Here is a 15855-nt window from a genome sequence, read left to right on the forward strand (position 1 = left end):
CGGTGCACCTCCTCCTCCCCGGCGCCGCGCCCCGCCGCGTGCTCGTCGTGCGGCTCGACTCCGTGGGCGACGTGCTGATCTCCGGGCCCGCGGTGCGCGCCGTCGCCGCCGACCCCCGCGTCGAGGTGCACCTGCTCTGCGGTCCGCGCGGCGCGTCCGCGGGCCGGCTGCTGCCCGGCGTCCACGCGGTGCACGTGTGGGACGCACCGTGGATCTCCTCCCCCGCGCCCGCCGCCGACGCCGCGTGCGTCGACGCGCTGCACGCGATCCTCGCCGAGGTCGACGCCGACGAGGCCGTCATCCTCACGTCCTTCCACCAGTCGCCGCTCCCGCTCGCGCTGCTGCTGCGGCTGGCGGGCGTCGGGCGGATCACGGGCGCCAGCGTCGACTACGCCGGCTCCCTCCTCGACGTGCGCCTCAAGCCCGGCGAGGACCTCGACGAGGAGCAGCCCGAGCCCGAGCGCGCCCTCGCGATCGCCGCCGCGGCCGGATACGCGCTGCCGGTCGACGACGACGGGCGCCTCGCCGTGCGCGACGCCGAGCTGCCGTCCGACGTGGAGGCGCTCCTCCCAGACGGCCCGTTCGCGCTCGTGCACCCGGGCGCCGCGGTCGGAGCGCGCTCGTACCCGGCCGACCAGCACCGGGACGCGGTCGCGCTCCTCGTCGCGCGCGGGATCCCCGTGGTCGTCACCGGCGGCCCCGACGAGCGGGACCTCACGGCGCACGTCGCCGGATCCGCCGCCCTCGACCTCGGCGGACGCACCGACCTCGCCGGGCTGGGCGCCCTCATGCGCCGCGCGGCCGTGCTCGTGAGCGGCAACACCGGTCCCGCGCACCTCGCCGCCGCGGTGGGCCTGCCGGTCGTGAGCCTGTTCTCGCCCGTCGTGCCGCCGATCCGCTGGGCGCCGTACCGCGTGCCCGTGATCCTGCTCGGCGACCAGGACGCGCCGTGCGGGCTCAGCCGCGCGCGCGACTGCCCGGTGCCCGGCCACCCGTGCCTCGCCGGGGTCTCGCCCGCGGAGGTCGCCGACGCCGTCGAGCGGCTGCTGGCTACCACCGGCGGCACGGGCGGCACCGGCTCGCGCGCGACCGCGGAGGTGCCCGCGTGAGGATCCTGATGTGGCACGTCCACGGCGGCTGGACCGACTCGTTCGTCCTCGGATCGCACGAGATCCTGCTCCCCACCACGCCCGCGCGCGACGCGTGGGGCCTCGGTCGCGGCGGCCGCGACTGGCCCGCGAGCGCGCGCGAGGTGGATCCGTCGTCCCTGCACGAGACGCACGTCGACCTCGTGCTCCTCCAGCGCGTCGCCGAGATCGCGGAGGCGGAGCGCCTGCTGGGCCGCCGCCTCGGATCCGACGTGCCCGCCGTCTTCCTCGAGCACAACACCCCGCGCGGCGCCCCGACCGAGACCGTGCACGCGCTGGCCGGCCGCGACGACATCCCGGTGATCCACGTCACGCGCTTCAACGCGCTCATGTGGGACACCGGCGTCGCGCCCACCACGGTCGTCGAGCACGGCGTGCCCGACCCCGGCGCGCTCTACACGGGTGCGTCGCCGTCGTTCGGCGCGGTGATCAACGAGCCCGTGCGCCGCGGCCGCATCACCGGCACCGACCTGCTGCCCGCGTTCGCGGCGGCCGCTCCCGTCGAGGTGTTCGGCATGGGCACGGATCTGCTGCCCACCGCGTTCCCGGACCTCGGCGCGCGCCTCGTGTCGCGCGGCGACCTGCCGACCGCCCGCATGCACCCCGAGCTCGCGCGGCTCCGCGCCTACGTGCACCCGCACCGCTGGACCTCGCTCGGCCTGTCGCTCCTCGAGGCGATGCAGATGGCGATGCCCGTGCTCGTGCTCGACGCGACCGAGGCCTCGCGCGCGGTGCCGCCGGACGCGGGCGCGATCTCGTCCGACCCGGCCGACCTCGTGCGCGTCGCCCGGCTGCTGCTCGCGGATCCCGACGAGGCCGCCCGCCGCGGCCGCGTCGCCCGCGAGGCCGCGCTCGCGCGCTACTCGCTCGGCCGCTTCCTCGCCGACATGGACGCCGTGATGCACGACGCCGTGGACGCGACAGCCGCGCGCCGCTCCCGCCGCGCGACCGCCGCATCCGGCTCCCCGACTCCCCCGCACCACCCGCTCGACGAGAGGACGACACGATGAGGATCGCGATGATCTCGGAGCACGCCAGCCCGCTGGCGACGCTCGGCGGCGTGGACGCCGGCGGCCAGAACGTGCACGTGGCCGCCCTGTCGGCCGCGCTCGCGGAGGAGGGCCACACCGTCACCGTCTACACGCGCCGCGACGACGAGGCGCTGCCCGCCCGCGTGGCCTTCGCGCCCGGCGTGGAGGTCGTGCACCTCGACGCCGGACCCGCCCGCGCCGTCCCCAAGGACGAGCTGCTGCCGCACATGGCCGAGCTCGCCGACGGCCTCCTCGCCGACTGGCGCACCGCGCGGCCCGACGTGGTGCACAGCCACTTCTGGATGTCCGGGGTCGCGGCCCTCGACGCGGCCGCGCGCCTCGCGTCGTCGCCGGTGGGCGCCGCATCCGCCCCGCCCGTGCTGCACACCTTCCACGCGCTCGGATCCGTGAAGCGCCGCCACCTCGGCGCCGAGGACACGAGCCCCGCCGCGCGCGCCGAGCTCGAGCCCGGGGTCGGCCGCCGTGCCGACGCCGTGATCGCGACGTGCTCCGACGAGGCCGCCGAGCTCGTGCGCGCGGGCGTCGACGCGGCCCGCATCACGGTGATCCCGTGCGGCGTCGACATCGAGCACTTCACGCCCGTGGAGGGCAGCACGCCGCGATCGGACGAAGGTGCCGACCCCGGGGCCCCGATGCGCGTCATGGTCGTCGGCCGGCTGGTGCCGCGCAAGGGCGTCGACCTCGCGATCGAGGCCGTCGGGATCCTCGCGAGCCGCGGCCACCTGGACGTCGAGCTGGTCGTCGTCGGCGGCTCCGGCGACGGCGCGAGCGGATCCGACGACCCCGAGGCCCGCCGCCTCATGGACGCCGCGCGCGCCGCCGGGGTCGCCGACCGCGTGCGCCTGCACGGCCGCGTCTCCCAGGCCGACATGCCCGCCGTGATGCGCACCGCCGACGTCGTGGTGTGCGCGCCCTGGTACGAGCCGTTCGGCATCGTGCCGCTCGAGGCGATGGCCTCCGGCGTGCCGGTCGTCGCGTCCGCGGTCGGCGGCCTCACCGACAGCGTCGTCGACGGCGTCACGGGGATCCTCGTGCCGCCGCGCGACCCCGCGGCCATCGCGGACGCCCTCGGGGAGCTGCTCGCGGATCCCGCGCGCCGCCGCCGCCTCGGCCGCGCCGGCCGCGACCGGATGGAGCACGGCTACGCGTGGTCGACCGTCGCCGCGCGCACCGCGGAGGCGTACCGTTCCGCGATCCAGGCCGCGGCCCCCGACGACCTCCCCGCCGACCCGACCGTGGTCGACGCCCACCTCGACGCGCTCGCCCCCGTGCTCGCCGACCTCCGCCGGCACGCGCCGCGCCTCACCGCGTGGGGCCGCGAGATGGCCGACCGCATGAGCCACGGCGCGCGCCTGCTCGCGGCCGGCAACGGCGGATCCGCAGCCGAGGCCCAGCACCTCACGAGCGAGCTGGTGGGCCGGTTCGACGGCGACCGCCGCCCGTTCTCCGCGATCGCGCTGCACGCCGAGTCGTCCGCGGTGACCGCGATCGGCAACGACTACGGCTTCGACGAGGTCTTCGCCCGGCAGGTGCACGCGCACGCGCGAGCCGGCGACATCGTCGTGCTGCTCTCGACGAGCGGCCGCAGCGAGAACCTGCTCCGCGCCGCCGCCGCCGCCCGTGCCGCGGGAGCGACGACCTGGGCGATGACGGGCCCCGGCCCCAATCCGCTCGTGGAGGCGTGCGACGAGTCGCTCGCGCTCGACGGCCCGTCGGCCAACGTGCAGGAGGCGCAGCTCGTCGCCGTCCACGCGATCTGCCGCTCGTTCGAGAGCCGCCTCACGGCGAACGACCGGGCCGCGGTGCGCGCGTCCGCGACGTCGTCGGCCGCGACCCGGTCGGCGTCGTCCGCCGCATCCGCGTCCGTCACGTCCGTCGCGTCCGTCCCCGTGACGGTCGCGCCCGCATCGACCACGACCGCGCCCGCGGAGGTGCCGGCATGAGGATCGTCGTGGTCGGCGACGTGCTGCTCGACGTGGACATGACCGGCGCCGCGCACCGCCTCAGCCCCGACGCGCCGGTGCCCGTGATCGAGGTCGAGGAGTCACTGCCCCGCGCGGGCGGCGCCGGCCTCGTCGCCACGATGCTCGCGCGCGACGGCCACGACGTGCGCCTCGTCACCGTGCTCTCCGACGACCGCCATTCCGCGACCCTCCGCGCGTGCCTGCAGCGGATCGAGGTGGTCGCCGGCCCGTCCGGCGCGCCCACGCCCGTGAAGACCCGCGTCCGCGCCGACGGCCACGCCATCGCCCGGATCGACGAGGGCTGCGCGCCGCCGCCCACCCCCGCAACCACCGCTGAGATGCTCGACGCGATCGCCACGGCCGACGCCATCGTCGTCGCCGACTACGGCCGCGGCGTCACGCGCGACCCGCGCCTCCGCGCCGCCCTCGACGCGCGCGCCGCCCACGTGCCGCTCGTGTGGGATCCGCACCCCGCGGGCGAGCCGCCCGTCCCGAACACGACGCTCGCCACCCCGAACCTGGCCGAGGCGCGCGCGTTCTCGGGCATCGCCGGGCGCGACGTCTCCGCGGCCGCCGACGCGGCCCGCCTGCTCCGCGAGAGGTGGGGCGTGGGCACGGTCGCCGTCACCATGAGCGAGCGCGGCGCCCTGCTCGTGTCGGCGCCGGCGGCGGGCTCGGCGGGTGCGGCACCCGCGTCCGGCTCGGCCGGAGCGGCCGGCTCGGCCGGCGCATCCCTGCCCGTCGTCGTCCCCGCCCCGCTCGTCGCGACCGGCGACCCGTGCGGGGCCGGCGACCGCCTGGCGGCCACGGCCCTCGCGGCGCTGGCCGGCGGATCCACGGTGGACGACGCCGTGCGCGACGCCGTCGCCGCGGCCGCCGAGTACGTGGACGCGGGCGGCGTCGCCACCCTCACTGGCCCGCCCGCCGCGCGCCCCATCGGCGGCCACGCGGCGAGCGCCCTCGAGGTCGTGCGCGCGACCCGCGCCGCCGGCGGCACCGTGGTCGCGACGGGCGGCTGCTTCGACCTCGTGCACGCCGGCCACGCCCGCACGCTCGCCGCAGCCCGCGCGCTCGGCGACTGCCTGGTCGTGCTGCTCAACTCGGACGAATCGGTGCGCCGCCTCAAGGGACCCGAGCGGCCGATCATGACCGAGGAGGACCGCGTCGACCTGCTCATGTCGCTCGGAGTGGTGGATGCGGTCGTGCTCTTCTCCGAGGACACCCCCGAGGAGGTGCTCCGCTCCCTCCAGCCCGACCTCTGGGTCAAGGGCGGCGACTACCGCGCCGAGGACCTCCCCGAGTCGGCGGTCATCGCCGAGTGGGGCGGCCAGGCCGTGACCGTGCCGTACCACCCGGGCCGCTCCACCACGAAGCTCGCCGGCGCCCTCGCGCGCGTCGGCTGAGCCCCCGGATCCGCACGACTCCCCCGCACCACCGCGCCGAACGGGCGCGATCCGCTCCACGGAAGGAACACCCATGACCGACTCCCCCCGCCCCGCCGACGCCCGCCCCGGCACCGGCCGCGTCCTCATCACCGGAGGCGCGTCCGGGCTCGGCGCCGCGGTCGCGCAGGCGGTCGTCGCGGCCGGCGGCGAGCCCATCGTGCTCGACCTCGACACCTCGAGCGTCACCGGCATGGAGGCGCACCGCATCGACGTCTCCGACACCCGCGCCACCGAGGCGCTCGTCACCGAGATCGCCCAGGCGCACGGCGGGCTGGATGCCGTCGTCACCGCCGCGGGCATCGACCGCTGCGGCCGCCTCGTCGACGTCGCCCCCACCGAGTGGGAGAAGGTCATCGGCGTGAACCTCATGGGCACGGTCGCCGTCGTCCGCGCGGCGCTGCCGTTCCTCACCGAGTCGCACGGCCGCGTCGTCACCGTCGCGTCGTCGCTCGCCATCAAGGCCGTCTCCGACGCGACCGCCTACTGCGCGTCCAAGTTCGGCGTGCTCGGCTTCACGCGGGCGCTGGCCGCCGAGACGAAGGGCGAGGTCGGCGTGACCACGCTGATCCCGTCCGGCATGAAGACGCACTTCTTCGACGACCGCGACCCGAAGTACAAGCCCGGCTCCGACGCGAACCTCAACGACCCGGCCGCCGTCGCCGACAGCGTGATGTTCATCCTCGGCCAGCCGCGCGGCTGCGAGATCCGCGAGCTCGTGATCACGCATGAGCTCGAGGACAGCTGGCCGTGATCCGCGGCTGATCCGCATCCTCCGCGCACGAGACGAGCCCGGCCCCGCATCGCGCGGGGCCGGGCTCGTGTAGTAGCTCAACCGATGGACACGCCCGTCATCACAAGCGCGGCGGCGGCCACACCGATGGTGAGGACCATCCCCGCGATCGGGATCCTCCGGCTGGGCTGTCGTCGAGCGATGAAGACGATCGTCACCACCGTGCTGAGCACGGCAACCGAGGGAATTCCGAATGCACCGAATCTGTATCCGAAGTCCGCTAGGTCGTAATCACAATCGGAGTCATGATACCCACAGACGCCGAGCAGCCCGCTAAATGCGATGTTGTTGATGTAGGCGATTGTCGCAAGAACGATTTCCGAGACGAGCAGCAGGACGGTCGACCCGTACGGCCGCGCGCGTGCACTCGCATTACTGGATGCCGGCATTAATAGTTCCTTCGTCCTGGTTCCGTATCACCGTCGCACCCTCGACCTCGTCGCATGGCCATCGGAGCTCCAACACTAATCCGCCGTGGTCAAGAAGCTGCGAAGGAACTCGAACGCATACAATTGCGTTGAGGCGTTCCCGTACGACTGATGGGCGGCCGCTGAGGTCCCCGACTGACAGAACAAGTCGTCGGGGACGCACCAGGAATGGATCATCGTCACTGGGGTGGCGCTAGTCGTGGAAGTCCTGTCCCAGGCATTGAGCTCGCCTTTTCCTCTTGCGAATCGCCCGTCGCCGCCCCCGTTCCCGGAGTCATCCCACGGTTCCCCAGCCCTGTAGGCCGGATCTCCGAAGAGAACGACGCCGTCAAGGTTTTGCCTTGCCACGACTGAAAGTTGAGTTCGATCAGACAACACGTCACCAATTATGTGGGCGCCCTGCGAGTACCCGGCCAACTGGATGGTCGTGTCAGGGCAGTCGGCAGCCAATGAGTTTATCTCTCCGCGGAGGGCTATGACGCCATCCCTCTCACTCTCGATGTATCCATCGTCGGTCAGATCGGGATAGATGACCGCTGGATACCTGAGTGCCTCGATATATACAGGGATGTTCTGCTCGACGGCGAACGCTGTTATCAATTCTGCCATCATATCGCCTTGCCCCCCCGTGCCGTGAGCATATACATACGGCGTCGCCCCTGTCCCGCTGCCAGCTTGACCGTCGTACGAACCACGAACTGCAATCAAAGTGGCCACACCGCACCGCTGGTCCGACTCACTAGCGATCGCGGGAGAGTATCCCGACAGCACCAGAACCCCTACGACACTGGAAACGAAGAGAATACCCGCAGTTCTCCGCGAAGACCACCTCGCGATGCTATTTGGAAAAGTCATGCACCCACCCCTCATCGTATGCATATTGATTCATAGCGCCTACCGGGCACACCATTGCCTCCGATCGGCGGAATACCTCTCCTACAGGCGAGCAGGCGCCCCTGGTCGACCCTCGGGCACCGCACCCAGTCGCCACGCATCAGCGCTGACGGTAGCTGACACGAACCCAGATGCCGCCTCGACGTTCATTGACAGCACAGGCATTCTGTTCGCCTCGTTCGGCGGGAGACCAGCAGTGCGTCGCCGCATCTCACCTTCGAAGAAGGGAACTCCGACGCCAAGCTATCGGCCAATCGCATTTCTCCGCCAACAGAATTAGAAATCATTGCACTTGCCTCGCAACCCTGATATTGACTGACGCACGCGTTGCGCGAGGCGACGACGTAGACGACGTGACGTGACGCGGAGACCTTCATCGGCGCACGCCCTCGATTGCAAGCAACAGCCCGGCCCCGCATCGCGCGGGGCCGGGCTCGTGTCGTCCCGAGGGATCAGCGGGTGGCGATGCCGGTCATGATCTGCACCGCGACGTTGATCGCGAGGATGAGCGCGATGCCCGTGACCGGCACCCAGGTCGCCGGCACGCGGCGGGTGCGGCAGACGACGGTGGCGACGGTCGACAGCACGAGGACCGCGATGGTCCCGACCACCCAGAGTCGCGACGCCGCCTGATCGAGGGAGAAGTCGCACGCACCCGAGGCCCCACAGTGGTCCGGCAGCCAGCTCACGAGCACCATGGCGACGAGCCCCGCGAATCCGAGCACCCACTCGACGACGAGCAGGACCATCGCGCGCCGCGCGTCGTACGGCGGCCTCGTCGGCACGGGCCCGGCGGCGCTCGGGCGGCGGACGGTCTGCTGCTCGCTCATCGGATCCCCCTGATCCGGGCGCACGCTGCGCCCGTCGATCCCCCGACGCTATCGGCGGCCGTACCCTCAGCAGAAGGGCCTTGCGCTCACGCCTCAACCCGGCCGCACCAGCGTCACGCCGCGCTCGGCCGAGAACCGCGCGAACTCCCCCACGCCGAGGCGCGCATCCGCCGCCGTGGATCCGATGCCCGACGGGTTGTGGAACGTCGCCGTCTCCCCGTCGAACGCGTGCACCAGCACGAGGTGCCCGCCGCGCCGGGTCGGCGGCCGCTCCGGGTAGCGGATCTCCGACGACACCGACGCGAGCACCACCCGCCCCGCGCCGACCTCGGCGAGGAGCTCCGGCACGGCGATCCGAGGGTGCACGACCGCCTCGATCCCGAAGTCGTCGCACACCCACTCCGCGAAAGGCCGGTAGTACAGCCCGCCGACCGCGTCGCCGTCGCGCGTGAGGGCGCCGCGTGCGACGGCCCGCGCGATCAGCTCGTGCATCGGCAGGGCACCGGCCGACGGGATCCACGCCCGGAGCACCGAGCGCAGCCCCGCCAGCCCGCACACGTGCCGGGCCCAGAAGACGTACTCGGCCTCCGACGGGTAGCCCTCGGTGCGCCAGTCGAAGAACCCGGCCGGGCTCTCGCCGCGCTCGAGGAGCGGCGCGTTGCACGCGAGGTCGCCCCACTGCGACTCGTACGGGTACGTGGTCATGCACGCTCCTCGGGTCGGATGGGTCCCACGCTCCCACGGCGGCGCGCGGCCACCGCGCGGGCCCGCGGATCCCCACCCGCCCATCACCTGACCGTCCGGCCGTGAGCGGACATCGGCCGGGGATCCCTGGGGAGCGCGGGATAGCTTCCTGGGAGCGGACATCCGCAGAAAATTGGAAAACATGAAGCACGACCCCCGCCCCATCCGCACCGCGACCACCCTCCTCTTGGGACTCGCACTCACCGCCGGGATCCTCACCGCAGCATCCCCCGCCAACGCCGCGACCAGCGGCCCGGCCCCCACCGTCGCCGGCGCATCATCCGCCGCTCCGACCGTCTCCGACGCCCGGCTCCGCTTCGGCGTCGCCACTCCCGGCGGTCCGACCGACAGCAGCGAGCTCGACAAGGTCGCGACGCAGGTCGGTGAGAGCCCGAGCATCGTGCTCTCCTACGCCGACTTCACGCAGGCGCCGCCCATCACCGCCCTCGACGACGTCCGCGCTCGCGGCGCCGAGAGCCTCCTCACCTGGGAGCCGTGGAAGGCGGGAGCCGGCGTCGACCAGCCCGGCTTCTCGAACGCGAGCATCGTCGCGGGCGACCACGACGCCTACCTCCGCGAGTGGGGTGCAGCCCTCGCGAAGTGGGGCGGCCCCGTCTCCCTCCGCTACGCGCACGAGATGAACGGCGACTGGTACCCGTGGGCCGACGGCGTCAACGGCAACGCGGCGGGCTCCTACGTCGCCGCGTGGAAGCACGTGCACGACGTGGTCGTCGCCCAGGGCGCGACCAACGTCAAGTGGGTGTGGACCCCGAACGTGCCGTACACCGGATCCACCCTGCTCGCCGGCCTCTACCCGGGCGCCGCGTACGTCGACGTCGTCGGGCTCGACGGCTACAACTGGGGCACCGGCGTCGCCGGCCGCACCTGGGTGTCGCCGTCGCTCCTCTTCAGCTTCGGCCTCGAGCGGCTGCGCGCCGTCGCGGCGGGCAAGCCGATCATCATCGCGGAGACCGCGTCGTCCGAGGTGGGCGGATCCAAGGCCGGCTGGGACACGGACCTCGTCCGGTTCCTCCAGGACCAGCCCGACGTGGTGGCCTTCGTCTGGTTCGACATGGACAAGGAGGCGGACTGGCGCATCGGCAGCTCCGCGTCCTCCGCCACCGCCATCCGCGACGCGCTCGCCGCCCGCCGCGTCTGACAAGCGCCTGAGCCCGCCACCGGATTCCGTCCCTAGACGGACATCCGGTGGACGAGGGCGACCCAAGAACATACGCTCGCATACATCCATCGGGGGAAGGACCCTATCGCCATGCCCACTCGTCGCCGCTTGAAATGCGCTGTCGTCACCGCCGTCGCACCGGCGGTCGTGACGGCCACCGTGCTCGTCGCCCCGGCGGTCACGGCCCGCGCCGCCTCCGTGCAGGCCGTGCCCCCGGCACCCGCCGCGATCGTCCTCTCCATCGCCTCCGGCCCGGTCGGCACGCCCGTGACGGTCACCGGCACGGGGTTCCCCGCCGCGAAGGCCGCGGTCATCGCCGTCGGCTCGACCACGACGCGGATCACGACCACCGCGACGGGCCGCCTCACCACGGCGATCACGATCCCCCGCACCTCGCTCTCCACCATCCGGATCACCGCGACGTCCGGCACGCGCTCGGCCGGCGCCGCCTTCACCGTCACCGCGGCGAAGGCGACCGGATCCGCGCGCTCCTCGGCACCGGCACCGGCACCGGCGACCACGAGCGCGCCCGCGTCCTCGCCCGCTCCGGCCCCGGCGACCTCCACGGCCGCGCCCGCCGCATCCACCGCCCCCGCCATCAGCTCCGCCCGCCTGCGCCTCGGCCTCTCCACGCCCGGCGGACCGACGGCGAACGGCGAGCTCGACGCCGCGGCGACGACCCTCGGCGAGAGCCCCTCCATCGTGATGAGCCACGTCGACTTCACGCACCCGGCGCCCATCGCGGGCCTGCAGAGCGTGGCCGCGCGCGGCGCCGACAGCCTCCTCACCTGGGAGCCGTGGCAGGGGGGCGCGGGCACGAGCCAGCCCGGCTACTCGAACGCGCGCATCATCGCCGGGGACCAGGACGCCTACATCCGCTCGTGGGGCGCCGACCTCGCGAAGTACGGCAAGACCGTCTACCTCCGCTACGGCCACGAGATGAACGGCAACTGGTACCCGTGGTCGGACGGCGTCAACGGCAACGCGCCCGGCTCCTACGTCCAGGCGTGGAAGCACGTGCACGACCTCGTGGTCGCGCAGGGCGCCACGAACGTGAAGTGGGTGTGGAGCCCGAACGTGCCGTATCCGGGATCCACCGACCTCGCCTCCCTCTACCCCGGCAGCGACCAGGTCGACGTCGTCTCGCTCGACGGCTACAACTGGGGCGCCACCGCCGGCCAGCGCTGGACCGCGCCCGCCGACCTCTTCGGCCCCGGCATCGCGCAGCTCCGCGCGGTCGCGCCCGGGAAGCCGCTCATCGTCGGCGAGGTCGCGTCGAGCGAGACCGGCGGATCCAAGGCCGACTGGGACCGCGCCCTCGTCGCGTACCTGCAGGCGCAGCCCGACGTGCTCGGCTTCGTGTGGTTCGACTTCAGGAAGGAGGAGGACTGGCGGATCGACAGCTCGGCCTCCTCCGCCGCCGCCCTCCGCGACGCGCTCGCGCTCCGGCGCGGCTGATCCCACGCATCCGGGTCGCGCACAGTCGGCGCCCAGCTCGCGCAGGGGCGCCACGAGGAGAGCACGGCTTACGCTCGGATCCGCGCCTGCCGACCCGACGACGGCGCACATCATGAGGAGGCGGTGGTGACCCGAGCCCACCGGCGGCGCGAGACCGCGCTCGCCCTCGCCGCCGTGCTCGTCGGCCTCGTGATCCTGCCGGCCCCGCCCGGATCCGGCGTCGAGGGGGGCTTCGCGCAGCTCGACCGCTACGCCGCCCTCACCCAGACGCAGGCCCAGCGCATGATCCAGGCGCACCCGGCCCTCGAGCTGCAGGTGATGGACGCGTCGCCCGAGCGCGTCGTCTCGTGGTGGGCCGCGAAGGACAGGAAGCACCAGCGCGCGCTGATCCGCCGCTCGCCCGAGCTCGTCGGCAACCTCGACGGGGTCGACTACGCATCCCGCGACGCCGCCAACCGACGGCAGCTGCGCATCGAGCTGCGCACGGAGCGGGAGGCGGTCGCCGCCCACCCCGGCGACGCCGACGCGCGCGACCGCCTCACCGCCCTCACCGCGATCCGCGACGCGCTCGAGCCGGAGGCCCGCCCGGGCGGGGGCGCGGAACCGAAGCGCTGGCTCGTGACGCTGAGCCACGGGGATCCGCCGCTCGCGGCCATCGCGGTCGGCGACCTCGACACCGCGCGCCAGGTCACCTTCACGGTGCCCGGGATGGGCACCTACACCGACGACATGCAGCTCTGGACCGAGACCGCGCAGAACGTGTTCGACGCGCAGGCGTCGGTCGGCGCGCCGGCCGCGCACGCCGTGGTCGCGTGGATCGGCTACCGCACGCCGCCGCCCGGCGTGGACGCGACGCTCGGCGATTACGCGGAGCGCGGCGCCCCGATGCTCGCGAGCGAGATCGCCGGCCTGCAGGCGGCACGGCACGGTGGCGACCTCGCGAGCGTGAACGTCATCGCGCACTCCTACGGATCCACCATGGCCGCCGACGCGCTCGCCGCCCGCGACCTCGGCGTCGACTCGTTCGTCATGCTCGGCTCGGCCGGCGTGGAGGACGGCATCGACGACGCGCGCGACCTGCACGCCCGGCACGTCTACGCGGGCGAGGCGGCGGACGACGACGAGGCGGTGTGGGGCCGGCTCTCCCGGCAGGATCCGCGCGCCCCCGGCTTCGGCGCCACCGTCATCTCCGTCGACGGGGATCCCGCGCGCGGCCTCCTCCCCGTCACGACGCACGCGCCCGTCCTGCATTCGCGGTGGAACGACGACCCGGACTCGCGCGCCTGGACGACCATCCGGGATCCGGCGGAGCGCGCCGCCGAGTTCGCCGCGCACGAGAAGACGTACGGCTACCTCGACGCGGGAACGGAGTCGCTGCGGAACGCGGCGATCGCGACGACGCCGCACGCGACGGCGCGACTCGACCCGGCGGGCTGATCCGCTCCGCCCGCGACGGTGCGCGGGCCTAGGCCGGCACGCGCTCCGCCCGCGACGCCCGCCGCAGCTGCTCCACGTCCGCGTGCACGTCGTCGACGCGCACCTCGGCGACGTGCGACGGGTCGTGCGCGCAGCGCTCGGCGGTCCAGCCGACCTGGGTCACGTCGACGCCGCAGACCGGGCAGCGCGTGGTCCAGCCGATGTGGATCCGGTGCCGCGTGCGCCCGAACGCCGCCGCGTTCACGACGTTGCCGAACCAGAACACGCCGACCGTGCGCGCGCCGACCGCCTGCGCGAGGTGGCGCGGGCCGCTGTCGTTGCCGAGCACCACGTCGGCGTGCGCGAAGATGCCCGCCAGCTCGCCGAGGGTGAGGGAGTCGGCGAGCGAGGCGATCCGCCCGGCTTGCTCCGCGGGCAGCCCCTCCCGGCCGAGCACGACGATGCGGTCGGCGTCCGCGGCGTCCGTCGCGTCGCCCACGACGACCACCTCCGCGTCGTCGGCGGCGGCCCGGCGCGCGACCTCCGCGAACGACTCCACCGGCCAGCGGCGGCGCGGATCGGTGGCGCCCGGGTGGATCACGAGGAGCCCGCCCGGCGCGCCCGTCACGCGCTCGGCCGCCGCGGCCCGCTCGGCGTCCGTCACCTCGACGACCGGCTCCAGGTCGGCGACGGGCGCGCCCGCGAGCCCCGCGACCTCGAGCCCGCGCAGCACCTCGTGCTGGTAGTAGACGTACGGGATCACGCGCTCGAGCCGCTCGGCGTCGTCGGTCGCGGTGCCCACGGTGTGGCGCGCGCCCAGCCGCAGCAGGAACGGGTTGGAGTTGCGGCCGCCGCCGTGCACCTGCACCGCCAGGTCGAAGCGGCGCGCGCGCATGCGGGCCGCGAACGCCTCGATCTCCTCCGGGTCGGGATCCGTCCCCGGCACGTCCCGCACCCCGTGCGCGACCGGCAGCACCTCGACCTCGTCGGGCCCGCCGGTACGCCCGGCGAGGAGCGCGTGATGCAGCGGCGTGCCGAGCAGCGTGATCCGCGCGCCCGGGTACGCGGCCCGCAGCGCCGCCATCGCGGGCAGCGCGAAGATCAGGTCGCCGAGCCCGCCGCCGCGCAGCACGGCGATGGAGCGGACGTCGGGGAATCTCTCGTGGAGCGGGGCGACGACGGGCACGGGGCCTCCAGTTCGGTCGGGCGGGTACTCATCCGGTTCCCCCCAGCGGCCCGCTCGAAACACGGGCGCCGCGAGGCCTGTGAGGACCCGGCCTGCCGGCGAGCGATCCGGCGATACCGTGACCCGTCAGACGATCGTCTGATCGGCGAGGTCGGCCCGTCCGACGGACGCCCGGCTCCCGATCCCGCGCCGGCCTCCTCGGATGCCGGCGCCCTGCCGAGAGGTGCCCATGCGCATCCGCCCCCTTCCCGCCGCACTCGTCGGCACGCTCCTGCTCGCCGCGCTGACGGGCACCGGCCCGGCCGCCCCCGCGACCGCCGCCGCGCCCGCGACGACCACCGCCCGCGCCGCCGTCACGTCGGGCTCCGCGGCGACCGGCGCCGGTCCGACCACCCGCGTCGCGAGCGTCGACGCCCTGCGCGACGCCATCGCCCAGCACGCGCACCACATCGTGATCACCACCTCGCTCTACGGCGGCACCTCGCCCGTCTACGTCGACGTGCTCGACGCGGCATCGAGCGGCACCGTCATCGAGGGCGCCACCCCGACGGTGGAGCTCGTGAACATCCAGCTGCGGATCTTCGACCTCACCTACGCGGGCGCCCTCCACGACGTGACGGTGCGCGACCTCACCATGCACGGCCGCATCCAGGACCTCGTCGCGCTCACGGGTGCCGCGACGAGGCCCTACGGCGTCGGGGTCAACTACGAGGCCGTCAGCGTGCGCGGCGCCGCGCACGTGACGATCGACCACATCGTCGCCTACGACACCACCGACGACCTCATGTCCGTCACCCGCGGCGCCGACGACGTCACCATCTCCAACAGCACGTTCTCGTACTCGCGCGCATACGCGGACATCGACCCGAGCATCGAGTGGGACTGGGGCTTCGGACTGCAGCCGCTCGCGTCCGAGCGCCTCGGGATCCTCGTGGGCACCAACGCGCAGGACAGCTACGCCGTCACCGGCCACCTCCACGTGAACCTGGTGGACGACCACATCGGCCCGCTCGTCCGGGGCCGGCCGCTGCTCCGCGGCGACGTGGACGTCAAGCGCGTCACCTTCGACAACACGCAGGCCGGATCCGAGCAGTACGCCGCCATCGAGGTCGGCAGCGGCGGCCGGGTCATCGTCGAGGGCTGCCGGTTCGACCACTCGAACAACCCCATCGCGATCCACCTCGACTCGGCCGGGGACACCTACGCGCTCTTCGAGGGCGGCAACACGTTCATCGCCACGACCGGGACCATCGCGCCGGGGAAGCCCCTGCCGCCGTCGGCCGCCCGCACGACGCCCCGCGTCCTGACGCGGACCTGACC

The 15855-nt window shown here is 73.9% G+C and carries 14 protein-coding genes; 9 read left to right on the top strand and 5 right to left on the bottom strand.

The annotated features are described in order from the left end of the window. Nucleotides 1-2: 2 nt before the first annotated feature. The 5 genes from ITJ40_RS17075 to ITJ40_RS10940 all read left to right on the top strand — a co-directional run bounded on the left by ITJ40_RS17075 (nt 3) and on the right by ITJ40_RS10940 (nt 6360). Nucleotides 3-1109: a glycosyltransferase family 9 protein gene (locus tag ITJ40_RS17075; protein ID WP_370532052.1), complete on the top strand. Its 1107-nt coding sequence runs from the start codon at nt 3-5 to the stop codon at nt 1107-1109. Next, nucleotides 1106-2158, top strand: a complete 1053-nt coding sequence (locus tag ITJ40_RS10925; protein ID WP_194667099.1) for a glycosyltransferase — start codon at nt 1106-1108, stop codon at nt 2156-2158. Before ITJ40_RS17075 ends, ITJ40_RS10925 begins: the two co-directional genes overlap by 4 nt. Next, nucleotides 2155-4143 (top strand): glycosyltransferase, encoded by a 1989-nt coding sequence (locus ITJ40_RS10930; protein WP_194667100.1) that lies wholly within the window; start codon nt 2155-2157, stop codon nt 4141-4143. The genes ITJ40_RS10925 and ITJ40_RS10930 overlap by 4 nt, the downstream gene beginning before the upstream one ends. Continuing rightward, the gene (locus ITJ40_RS10935; RefSeq protein WP_194667101.1) at nt 4140-5567 is read left to right on the top strand and encodes a PfkB family carbohydrate kinase; all 1428 of its coding nucleotides are present in this window, start codon (nt 4140-4142) and stop codon (nt 5565-5567) included. Before ITJ40_RS10930 ends, ITJ40_RS10935 begins: the two co-directional genes overlap by 4 nt. Nucleotides 5568-5640: 73 nt before the next feature. Then, nucleotides 5641-6360, top strand: a complete 720-nt coding sequence (locus ITJ40_RS10940; protein ID WP_194667102.1) for an SDR family oxidoreductase — start codon at nt 5641-5643, stop codon at nt 6358-6360. Nucleotides 6361-6437: 77 nt separating this feature from the next. On the opposite strand, the gene ITJ40_RS10945 is transcribed toward ITJ40_RS10940, so the two are convergent. The 4 genes from ITJ40_RS10945 to ITJ40_RS10960 all read right to left on the bottom strand — a co-directional run bounded on the left by ITJ40_RS10945 (nt 6438) and on the right by ITJ40_RS10960 (nt 9256). Beyond that, a complete protein-coding gene (locus tag ITJ40_RS10945; RefSeq protein ID WP_194667103.1) occupies nt 6438-6788 on the bottom strand; it encodes a hypothetical protein in 351 nt (116 codons plus the stop codon). Nucleotides 6789-6863: 75 nt separating this feature from the next. After that, nucleotides 6864-7706 (bottom strand): cutinase family protein, encoded by an 843-nt coding sequence (locus ITJ40_RS10950; RefSeq protein WP_370532036.1) that lies wholly within the window; start codon nt 7704-7706, stop codon nt 6864-6866. A 467-nt stretch (nt 7707-8173) separates the two neighbouring features. After that, nucleotides 8174-8551 carry a hypothetical protein gene (locus ITJ40_RS10955; RefSeq protein ID WP_194667105.1) on the bottom strand — a complete coding sequence of 126 codons (378 nt, stop codon included), beginning with the start codon at nt 8549-8551 and terminating at the stop codon, nt 8174-8176. 93 nt (nt 8552-8644) lie between these two features. Continuing rightward, nucleotides 8645-9256, bottom strand: a complete 612-nt coding sequence (locus ITJ40_RS10960; protein ID WP_194667106.1) for a hypothetical protein — start codon at nt 9254-9256, stop codon at nt 8645-8647. 181 nt (nt 9257-9437) lie between these two features. On the opposite strand from ITJ40_RS10960, the gene ITJ40_RS10965 reads away from it, so the two are divergent. The 3 genes from ITJ40_RS10965 to ITJ40_RS10975 all read left to right on the top strand — a co-directional run bounded on the left by ITJ40_RS10965 (nt 9438) and on the right by ITJ40_RS10975 (nt 13370). Then, on the top strand, nt 9438-10454 hold the full coding sequence (locus ITJ40_RS10965) for a glycoside hydrolase family 26 protein (protein ID WP_194667107.1): 1017 nt from the start codon (nt 9438-9440) through the stop codon (nt 10452-10454). A gap of 111 nt (nt 10455-10565) precedes the next feature. Further along, nucleotides 10566-11933, top strand: a complete 1368-nt coding sequence (locus tag ITJ40_RS10970) for a glycoside hydrolase family 26 protein (RefSeq protein WP_194667108.1) — start codon at nt 10566-10568, stop codon at nt 11931-11933. A gap of 126 nt (nt 11934-12059) precedes the next feature. Then, entirely contained in the window at nt 12060-13370 is a 1311-nt protein-coding gene (locus ITJ40_RS10975; protein WP_194667109.1) for an alpha/beta hydrolase, read from the top strand. A 28-nt stretch (nt 13371-13398) separates the two neighbouring features. On the opposite strand, the gene ITJ40_RS10980 is transcribed toward ITJ40_RS10975, so the two are convergent. Beyond that, nucleotides 13399-14535, bottom strand: coding sequence for a glycosyltransferase family 9 protein (locus ITJ40_RS10980; RefSeq protein WP_194667110.1), 1137 nt, complete (start codon nt 14533-14535; stop codon nt 13399-13401). Between the two features lie 229 nt (nt 14536-14764). Here ITJ40_RS10980 and ITJ40_RS10985 point away from each other — a divergent pair, with 229 nt between their 5' ends. After that, the gene (locus tag ITJ40_RS10985; protein ID WP_194667111.1) at nt 14765-15853 is read left to right on the top strand and encodes a hypothetical protein; all 1089 of its coding nucleotides are present in this window, start codon (nt 14765-14767) and stop codon (nt 15851-15853) included. Nucleotides 15854-15855: the final 2 nt, after the last annotated feature.

It is taken from the genome of Clavibacter sp. VKM Ac-2872 (assembly GCF_015351105.1).
Classification (GTDB): domain Bacteria; phylum Actinomycetota; class Actinomycetes; order Actinomycetales; family Microbacteriaceae; genus Clavibacter.

Coding starts and splice junctions, on each gene's coding strand:
- ITJ40_RS10985 (WP_194667111.1), top strand. CDS start 14,765: ATGCGCATCCGCCCCCTTCCCGCCGCACTCGTCGGCACGCTCCTGCTC.
- ITJ40_RS10940 (WP_194667102.1), top strand. CDS start 5,641: ATGACCGACTCCCCCCGCCCCGCCGACGCCCGCCCCGGCACCGGCCGC.
- ITJ40_RS10950 (WP_370532036.1), bottom strand. CDS start 7,706: ATGCATACGATGAGGGGTGGGTGCATGACTTTTCCAAATAGCATCGCG.
- ITJ40_RS10935 (WP_194667101.1), top strand. CDS start 4,140: ATGAGGATCGTCGTGGTCGGCGACGTGCTGCTCGACGTGGACATGACC.
- ITJ40_RS10945 (WP_194667103.1), bottom strand. CDS start 6,788: ATGCCGGCATCCAGTAATGCGAGTGCACGCGCGCGGCCGTACGGGTCG.
- ITJ40_RS10960 (WP_194667106.1), bottom strand. CDS start 9,256: ATGACCACGTACCCGTACGAGTCGCAGTGGGGCGACCTCGCGTGCAAC.
- ITJ40_RS10970 (WP_194667108.1), top strand. CDS start 10,566: ATGCCCACTCGTCGCCGCTTGAAATGCGCTGTCGTCACCGCCGTCGCA.
- ITJ40_RS10965 (WP_194667107.1), top strand. CDS start 9,438: ATGAAGCACGACCCCCGCCCCATCCGCACCGCGACCACCCTCCTCTTG.
- ITJ40_RS10930 (WP_194667100.1), top strand. CDS start 2,155: ATGAGGATCGCGATGATCTCGGAGCACGCCAGCCCGCTGGCGACGCTC.
- ITJ40_RS10955 (WP_194667105.1), bottom strand. CDS start 8,551: ATGAGCGAGCAGCAGACCGTCCGCCGCCCGAGCGCCGCCGGGCCCGTG.